The organism is Occallatibacter sp. (assembly GCF_049582745.1).
Lineage (GTDB): Bacteria > Acidobacteriota > Terriglobia > Terriglobales > Acidobacteriaceae > Telmatobacter.
Genome location: NZ_JBAUUO010000081.1, coordinates 1 through 6,578, shown reverse-complemented (window position 1 = coordinate 6,578; position 6,578 = coordinate 1). Strand labels below are relative to the sequence as shown.

Annotated in this window: 8 protein-coding genes; 4 read left to right on the top strand and 4 right to left on the bottom strand. The window is 60.2% G+C overall.

Annotated features, from left to right (window positions below; all coding sequences use genetic code 11):
* Positions 1-164: 164 nt before the first annotated feature.
* The 3 genes from WCA10_RS13450 to WCA10_RS13440 all read right to left on the bottom strand — a co-directional run bounded on the left by WCA10_RS13450 (position 165) and on the right by WCA10_RS13440 (position 1,502).
* Positions 165-293: a hypothetical protein gene (locus WCA10_RS13450; protein ID WP_472823042.1), complete on the bottom strand. Its 129-nt coding sequence runs from the start codon at positions 291-293 to the stop codon at positions 165-167.
* A gap of 208 nt (positions 294-501) precedes the next feature.
* The gene (locus WCA10_RS13445) at positions 502-891 is read right to left on the bottom strand and encodes a hypothetical protein (protein ID WP_472823041.1); all 390 of its coding nucleotides are present in this window, start codon (positions 889-891) and stop codon (positions 502-504) included.
* Positions 888-1,502: a tyrosine-type recombinase/integrase gene (locus WCA10_RS13440; protein ID WP_472823040.1), complete on the bottom strand. Its 615-nt coding sequence runs from the start codon at positions 1,500-1,502 to the stop codon at positions 888-890. Before WCA10_RS13440 ends, WCA10_RS13445 begins: the two co-directional genes overlap by 4 nt.
* A gap of 3 nt (positions 1,503-1,505) precedes the next feature.
* Here WCA10_RS13440 and WCA10_RS13435 point away from each other — a divergent pair, with 3 nt between their 5' ends.
* A complete protein-coding gene (locus tag WCA10_RS13435; RefSeq protein ID WP_472823039.1) occupies positions 1,506-1,649 on the top strand; it encodes a hypothetical protein in 144 nt (47 codons plus the stop codon).
* On the opposite strand, the gene WCA10_RS13430 is transcribed toward WCA10_RS13435, so the two are convergent.
* A complete protein-coding gene (locus WCA10_RS13430) occupies positions 1,646-1,909 on the bottom strand; it encodes a hypothetical protein (RefSeq protein ID WP_472823038.1) in 264 nt (87 codons plus the stop codon). The genes WCA10_RS13435 and WCA10_RS13430 overlap by 4 nt on opposite strands.
* Positions 1,910-2,087: 178 nt before the next feature.
* Here WCA10_RS13430 and WCA10_RS13425 point away from each other — a divergent pair, with 178 nt between their 5' ends.
* The 3 genes from WCA10_RS13425 to WCA10_RS13415 all read left to right on the top strand — a co-directional run bounded on the left by WCA10_RS13425 (position 2,088) and on the right by WCA10_RS13415 (position 6,233).
* Entirely contained in the window at positions 2,088-4,697 is a 2,610-nt protein-coding gene (locus WCA10_RS13425) for a [protein-PII] uridylyltransferase family protein (protein WP_472823037.1), read from the top strand.
* Positions 4,698-4,818: 121 nt separating this feature from the next.
* The gene (gene efp, locus WCA10_RS13420) at positions 4,819-5,394 is read left to right on the top strand and encodes an elongation factor P (protein ID WP_472823036.1); all 576 of its coding nucleotides are present in this window, start codon (positions 4,819-4,821) and stop codon (positions 5,392-5,394) included.
* A gap of 98 nt (positions 5,395-5,492) precedes the next feature.
* Positions 5,493-6,233, top strand: a complete 741-nt coding sequence (locus tag WCA10_RS13415; RefSeq protein ID WP_472823043.1) for a sulfite exporter TauE/SafE family protein — start codon at positions 5,493-5,495, stop codon at positions 6,231-6,233.
* Positions 6,234-6,578: the final 345 nt, after the last annotated feature.

Below are 6,578 nucleotides of genomic sequence, written 5' to 3'. Positions count from 1 at the left end.
AACCCAAAAATCGTAACTTCTCAGTCATGACCGGTTCCCTCCGCTTGTGGCTCTGGACTAAAGTTCTTAACAAACTCAGCCTAACCCACGACTAGCGCATCGAGCCGGTCACACCATAATGACTACTACTTGAGCAATGGTACGCGGGGGAAGTCGCGCGGTGGTTAGGCAGTTGGGCAGGCGGCGAGGATGCGGCTGGCGATGGCGCGGGCTTCTTCCCACATCTGGGCAGCGTCTTCTTCGGTGGCTACGTCCCAGAGGTCCATGGCGGCGTTGTGAAGGATCGCCACCATGCGGTTGCGGGCCGGTGTGGTGCCCTTGCTGGCGGCGGCGACTCTGCGCTGTGCGTCGGCTCTAGGGCTTTGGCAGCTCCGGGGCGGTGAGGGTGGCTGTAGCCGGCTGGCGTGGGGTTCGTTGCTTTCCCACCCATCGCGTGTGCGATGGATGGGGCACCCGAGGTTTGTGCTTGGCGTGGATCGGCGGGCACGGGGGTGGGGGTGGTCACTTTTTGCGCTTCCTTTCTGTGAGCGTGCTCAATGCAACTTGTGCGGCGTAGAGGAGTTGGGAGCCGTCGCGACCGTCGAATACTTCGAGCTGGATACCCTGGGCAATGCAGGCAATTGCGGCGCGAATGCTGGGCCTTGTATCCATCTTTGGCATGGCGAGTTTGTAGGCGACGGAGGCCATGCGGAGCGCCTTTTGCGCGCTCAAGCCTTTGTTTTGGGCGACGGTGTAGGCGGTGGACCAGCGGTCTTTGCATTCGTCTAGGGACCGCTCGATGCGGCTGGTGTTGTCGACCACCCCACGGACGTGGACCTGTCCGTGGGGACCCCGGGACGCGTCGGCGGCGCTGGCGTAGATCGTTGGGCGGAGGAGTAGGCAAGTTCTCATGCGGTGTGCTCCTTGGTTTCTGGTTTGGATCGCTTGATGAGTTCGAGATTGTGGCGCGGGACGGGTCGCAGATCGTGATCGAGATACCAGATGGTCGACTGTAGGCTGCGGTGCCCGAGGATGGCTTGCACGTCGCGCACGTCGTGGGTGAGGCGGAGCATTCCCACGGCGGTGGTGCGGCGGAGGTCGTGGAGCGTGATGCGGCGGGTGATGCCGATCTGAATGCAAAGTTTGCGGAAGAGTACGCGGAGGCGGTCGGCAGATGTGGCGTTGGGATTGGGGCGGCGTCCGTGTTGTGAGGGCTTCTGCATCCAGAGTTGACGGACGAAGGACACCGGATTGGAGAGGTCGCAGGTTTTGAGCATCGCTGCGATTTCCGCGGTGACCGGGAGAGTGAGACGTGCCTGGCGCTTGGTGGTGAAGCGCAGGATTTGCTCGGCGGAGTCGTACTGATCTGGGCCGAGACGGGCGGCGGTGCCGGAGCGAATGGCGAGATCGGAACAGAGGAGCAACCAGAGGCGGAGGAACGGCGGCGCGGCATCGAGTAGCGCGTCAATCTCGGTGCGCTGGACGGTGACACCGCGCGGACGGATGCCGTGATAGCTGCGCATCTCGTGATCGAGCTTGGGCGCGCTGTGGTACTCCCAGAGCCAGCGCAGGATGCGGCGGAGCGCGGAAGAGAGCAGCGCCTTGGTGGTGGGGGCGTAGTGGGAGCGATAGAGCGCGTCGTCGAGGTCGGCGATGTGCGCTCCACTTAGCTTTTGTGGCGCGAGGTCACCAGCTTGAGCGATGAGACGTTTGGCCGCTTGGTGCTGCGCGTTGCTGGAGGGCAGGCCGAGATACTGGGCGCGGAGGAGTGAGGCGAGCGTTGTCCCCGCGCCGATGGTTTTGGGTGGGCGAGCTCTTTCTGCTCGGCTTCAAACTGGAGGGCGGCGCGTTTGGTGGTGAAACATTTGCGCAGACGCTTGCCCGCGCGGTCGCGCCAATCGGCGTAGAACTTTCCCTGCTTCTCAAACATTGGTGCTCCGGATATGAGGGTGAAGGAATCGTGAGTGTACGGGCTGGACACATGTGGACACTGTGCCAAGAGGCACCGCGCACGGTATATATGCGGTGCTAGGCTGTCGTGGACACTAGCATCGTTTATTCTGTTAAAACATCATTAAGCTTCGGCGAGCCTTCACAAAACTACACACATGAATCCATTCGTTTTAGCGGTTGACGATCTACGGGATCAGTATCTCCGGGAGATGGCGCTTGTCCGCCAGACCTACGAGCGCACCGGAGACGGCACCGCTGCGATCCGAAGGCGCTCGGCGGTGGTTGACCGTATCCTCATTGAGATGTGGCGGCGCGCGTTTGCCGGACAGGCGGCGCAAAATGTCTCTCTGCTGGCGCTGGGAGGGTACGGGCGCAAGGATCTCTTTCCCTTCTCCGATATCGACGTGCTTTTCGCCTTTGCCGATGAGAAGACCGAGGAGCAGACCCGGGACATCGCCCGCGCGATTATCCAGGGCATGTGGGATATCGGGCTGCGGGCCAGTCCAAGCTCCCGTACGGTGAAGGAAGCCGGACGCTTCGATCCGGACAATCTCGAGTTCACCCTGGCGACGCTGGACCGGCGTTTTCTGGCCGGCCAATTCCCTCTCTACCAGCAACTGCACCAGACGGTCTTTCCGGGGTTGGTGCTGAGCGAATGGAATACGATCACGCAGAAGCTGGGCGAGATTGCCCGCGCCCGGCATGCCAAATACGGCAACACCATCTTTCATCTCGAGCCGAACTTGAAGGATTGTCCCGGAGGGCTGCGCGACTATCACCTGGCGGTCTGGTTTGCGCTCTTATTCCATCTGAAGGAGACCAAAGAGTGGCCGCGGCAGCGTGGCGGCGTCTTCCAGAGCGCGCGCGGCGACGCAGAGGCAGCGTTTGATTTTCTCGCCGCGGCACGTTGCTTTCTCCACTTCCGGCATGGGCGCGACGACAATACGCTCGACTGGCAGTCGCAGGATGAAGCAGCAGCTAATTCCATCGGCCTCGAAACGCGCGGCACGGCCGACCCGGCATACTGGATGCGCACCTACTACCGGCATGCGCGCGTGATCTACCGAAGAGCCGCGCTGCTGATGGAACATCTGCCGGCGCCGGTCAGTTTTTACCGCCAGTTCCGCCGACGCAGGACGCCAATCGCGGGCACGGACTTCATTCTCGACCAGGGGCGCATCGATATTCTTCCCGGCGCGCAATTCAGCGATACGGCAGCGATCCTGCGTATCTTCTCGCTGATGGCGACTCATGGCTACGCACTGTCGCAAGCCGCGGAAGACCGGATCACCGACGCTCTGCCGGCGTTGGCCATTCATATTCCCGAAGGTCCTTATCTTTGGAACGCGCTGCGCGAAGTATTGCTGGGGCCGCATGCGGCGCATGCGCTGCGGACGATGCACGCACTCGGTGTGCTGGAGATGCTGATTCCAGAATTCCACGGCATCGATGCGCTGGTGATCCGCGACAGCTATCACCGCTACACGGTCGACGAGCACACCTTCCTGACCATTGACAACGTACACAGCCTGCGCCAGCCGGCGCACGATTACGAACACCGTCTGGCGCAGTTGCTGCCGGAGATTGACCGCCTGGATCTGTTCCTGCTGTCGCTGCTGCTGCACGACACAGGCAAGGGCCGGCGCAGCGGCGAACATACGGGACAGAGCGTCGAACTAGCTGATAGTTTTATGGCCCGGCTGGACTTTGACACCGAGGAACGCGACCAGGTTCTCAAGCTGATCCGGCTCCATCTTGAGATGTCAAACGCTCTGCGCAGGGATATCTTCGACGCCGAAAACGTGCGCGCGTTCTCAGAGAAGATCGGCAGCCCGGCTCTGTTGAAGATGTTGACGCTGATGACCTATGTGGACATCAAGGCCGTCAATCCGGAAGCGCTGACACCGTGGAAGGCCGAGAACTTGTGGCAACTTTACATGGCGACGGCGAACTTCATGGACCGCAGCGTGGACGAAGTGCGGTATCACGCGGCCATCGATCCCACGTTGCTGAATCGCATTCGCTCCATGGTGCCGCCGAACCAGTACGACGCTCTACGGCAATTCCTTGAAGGGCTGCCGCAACGATATTTGCAGACCCGGCTGCCGGAGCATATTCGCAACCACTTTCAGCTGGCCAGCGATCTCGACAAGAATCCTGTCCAGCTTGATCTTCGTCCTCACCGGCAACTTTTCGATCTCACCGTAATTGTGCGGGACCGCAGCCGGTTGTTTGCCGACGTCGCCGGCGCGCTGGCGGCGTGGAGCATGAACATTGTGAAGGCGGGCGCGTTCTCGAACGATGCCGGCGTGGTCGTGGACAGCTTTCAGTTTACGGACGTGTTTCGCACTATTGAACTGAATCCAAGTGAGAAAGACCGCTTTCTCGATTACCTGCACGATGTGGTCGCACAGAAGGTTCCCGTGGAGCAGATGTTGGAGGCGCGACGCCACGCGAGCAATCCAGCGAACGCCAAAGTCGAAGTCGCGACGCGCCTGCAATTCGATTCGGAGTCCTCTACGCATTCCACAATTCTGCAGGTGGTGGCACAGGATATATCGGGGCTACTGCGGCAGATCTCGCTTACGCTCAGCACGCATAAATGCAACATAGAGGTTGCGCTTATCGACACGGAAGGCGAAACCGCGATCGACGTTTTCTACCTGACGCAGGGTGGCGTCAAGCTGAGCAACGAGACGCAGCATGCACTGGCGGCCGATCTCACGGCCGCGATCAACCAACTGCGCGCTCCTTTGAATGCTTGAAGGATGTTCTCAGTAGTCAGTTTCCGGTTGCCGCACCGTTGCGGGAACCAGGATTCTGACCCATCCTGGGCACGTCTCATCGACCTATTAAAATTGAGAGCGATACTGAGAAGGAATCCGCATGGCCGCACTGATTGACGCGATCGATATCAAGCGAAAGATGTACTTCGAGTTTGAAAACACTCCCTATTACTGCCTGGACGTGGACGTGTCCACACCGACCGCACGCGGCGGACAGACGCTGGTGCGGCTGAAAATGCGCAACCTGCTTACACGTGCCGTCTTCGACAAAACCTTCAAGGCCGGGGAGAAGTTCAAGGAGCCTGACCTGGAGACAGTGGAGGCTTCGTATCTCTACTCGGATGGAGATGCTTCGTATTTCATGGACCAGGAGACATTCGACCAGATCGCGCTGACGCCGGAGAAACTCGGTGATGCGCTTGAGTTCCTGACCGAAGGCGTGATCATCAAGATCGACAAATTCAATGGCAACCCCATCGGCCTGCAGTTGCCGGAGAAGGTGGAACTGGCCGTGGCCTACACGGAGCCGGGAGCACGCGGCAATACGGCGAGCGGCGCGGTCACCAAGCACGCACGGCTCGAGACCGGGCTCGAAATCAAGGTGCCGTTCTTTGTCGAAGAGGGCGAAAAGGTGAAGGTCTACACCGAGACGCGCGAGTTTGCCGGCCGCGCATAGTGCCGATTTGTGCCGGGCTCGGCAGATTTCATCTCGGCGCCATCCGTGACTTTGTAAACTACATGGGCATCTGATTCCGGGTCTTCGCTCGGGAGAGCATCCTGCCTGAATCGCTTCGATTACTCCTTCTCGCCGTCGTCGCGTTCATAGCGGCGCTGTTGGCGGCCGTCTCTGGATTTGGCGGCGCGGCGGTGCTGCTGCCGATGCTGGTGGCCATCTTCGGCGTGCGCGAAGCGATCCCGATTCTCACTGTCGCGCAACTGATCGGAAACGCGAGCCGCGTGTGGTTCAACCGGCATGAACTCGACCTGCGGGTGGTGGCGTGGTTCGCTCTGGGCGGCGTGCCGATGGCTCTGGCGGGAGGATTGCTTTTTGCACATGCGCCGCTTGCTGCCCTGACGCGGGTGCTGGGGGCATTCCTCATTCTCATTGTGGTGATTCGGCACTTGCCGAAACTCAGAACTTTCAGAACGCCGCTCAAGTCATTTGCACTGATCGGCGCGGCGGCGAGTTTTTTGTCGGCTCTGCTGGGGAGCGTGGGGCCGCTGATGGCGCCGTTTTTTCTGGCCTATGGCCTGGTGAAGGGTGCGTATATCGGGACTGAAGCGTTGTCGACGGTGGTCATGCACGTGGCCAAATTGATCGCGTATCGCGAGTCGGCGATTCTTCCTTTGCACGCGATCATGAGCGGACTGGCGCTGGGGCCGATCATGGTGGCGGGCTCGTTCGCCGGGAAGCGGGTCGTTGATCGGCTGCCGGAGCGTGTGTTTGTGCTGATCATCGACGTGACACTGGTTGCGGCGGGGGTGCTATTCCTGGCCGGGTGGAGCAAGCTCTGAACGCAATCGAGAGCAATGCCGCGAAATCGCATACCGGCTGCACAGCTCCCTCATCGTCTCCTCATCGCGCTCATACTCAAAGACAAAGTGCAGCTTCTCTTCCATCGCGCAGCTCGCTCTCCAGGGCATGAGGACGTTGTACGGCCTCATGCACCCCGTGGCAGTGTCAACAATGTCCCCGGTTCAAAATGTCAGCCTTGTCCCCGGTCCGTACCCGCGAACCGCCACCCCCTCCCCCACCCCGTCTCTGGGAGGAAGTTCGCCCTTTTCAGTGGGTTACGGCCGGAAGATTGCACGATATATTTCTTTTCAAAAGGTTTAGCCGCAAATATTTCTTGTGAAAAG